The sequence below is a fragment of the Streptomyces sp. NPDC058964 genome, from assembly GCF_042741275.1.
Taxonomy (GTDB): domain Bacteria; phylum Actinomycetota; class Actinomycetes; order Streptomycetales; family Streptomycetaceae; genus Streptomyces.
In genome coordinates this window covers 1-1,637 of the sequence record NZ_JBHYKH010000929.1, presented here as the reverse complement: position 1 = coordinate 1,637, position 1,637 = coordinate 1, and the positions used below count along the sequence as shown (strand labels likewise).

General features: G+C 72.4%; 1 protein-coding gene. It reads right to left on the bottom strand.

The features are described 5' to 3' along the window. A partial coding sequence (locus tag ACFW2E_RS46485; protein WP_384478121.1) for an acyltransferase domain-containing protein occupies positions 1-1,637 on the bottom strand: 1,637 nt, incomplete at both ends.

Below are 1,637 nucleotides of genomic sequence, written 5' to 3'. Positions count from 1 at the left end.
TCGGCGGCCGTCGCGGCCCGCAGGACCGTGTACGCGGCCGTCGGCTCGGTCGCCCGCGCGGTGACCGGCACCCACTCCACCCGGTACAGATCACGAGGTGCGGTCGGCTCCGCCGCCAGCGGGCGCAGCGCCAGCGCACCGACAGTGGCCACCGGAGTACCCGTGGGGTCCGCGAGCTCCAGACGCTGTCCGGCGCCCTCCTTGGTGATGCGCACCCGCAGCGCCGAGGCACCGGTGACGTGCAGCGTGACGTCCGACCAGGAGAACGGAAGCTCGGCCCGGGCCTCGTCCCCGGTGTCCAGCAGGCCGATGGGGTGCAGGGCGGCGTCGAGGAGGGCCGGGTGGATCCCGAACCCGTCCGTGCTCACGCCTTCCGGCAGGGCAACCTCCGCGTAAACGGTGTCCTCCCCGTCCCGCCAGGCGGCCGAGACGCCCTGGAAGAGGGGACCGTACTCCAGACCCATCGCACCCAGATCGCCGTACAGGTTCGTGACGTCCACCGGCTCCGCCCCCGCCGGGGGCCAGACCGCCAGCTCGGCACCGGACTCGGCGGCGTCGGCCGACAGAACACCTTCAGCGTGGAGGGTCCAGCCCTCCTCACCCTCCGGACGGGAGTGCACCGTGACGGTGAGCTCGTCGCCCCCACCGACACGCACCCGAAGGGCGACCGCACCGGTCCCGGGCAGAACAAGCGGGGCGTGCAGGGTCAGGTCACGGACCGTGCCCGCACCGACCTGGTCCCCGGCCCGCACCGCGATCTCCACGAGTGCCGCTCCCGGGACGACGACCGTGCCGTGCACCGCGTGCTCGGCCAGCCACGGATGCGTGGCCAAAGACAGCCGGCCGGTGAACAACACCCCGTCGGAGTCCGGCAGTTCCACCGCCGCACCCAGCAACGGGTGGCCGGCCGTGGCGATCCCCGCAGCCTGTACGTCGCCCACGTCGAGCGTCGAGGGCGCAGGCCAGTAGGTCTCGTGCTGGAAGGCGTAGGTGGGCAGATCGACATCCTGCCGACCGGGGCCGAAGTAGGCGGCCCAGTCGACAACCGGGAGCCTTGTCAGCGCCTCGACCAAGGCCTGGGGTTCGGTGCGGTCGCGGCGGATTCCCGCGACGAGCGTCGCCTCCGTACCCGTGTCGGCGGCCATGGCGGTGAGCACGGCGTCGGGGCCGAGCTCCAGGAAGGTGCCGATGCCCTGACCGTCGAGGGTGCTGACGGCATCGGCGAAGCGGACCGCCTCACGGACGTGACGCACCCAGTACGAGGGGTCGGCCAGGTCCGCATATGTGACGGCCGTGCCGGTGAGGGTCGAGACGATCGGTATCGACGGCTCGGAATAGGTCAGTTGGGCGGCGATCCGCTCGAACTCGGCGAGCATCGGCTCCATCAGCGGGGAGTGGAAGGCGTGGCTGACGCTGAGCCGCCTCGTCTTGCGGCCCGCCTCGGAGAAGTGCCGTACGACCTCGTCGACACCCGCCTCGGGCCCGGAGACGACCACCGACACCGGCCCGTTGACGGCCGCGATCCCCGTGCCGTCCGGCAGCACGGGCAGGACCTCGTCCTCGGTGGCCTGCACGGCCGCCATCGCACCGCCCGCCGGAAGCCGCTGCATCAACCGGCCGCGCGCCGACACGATCAA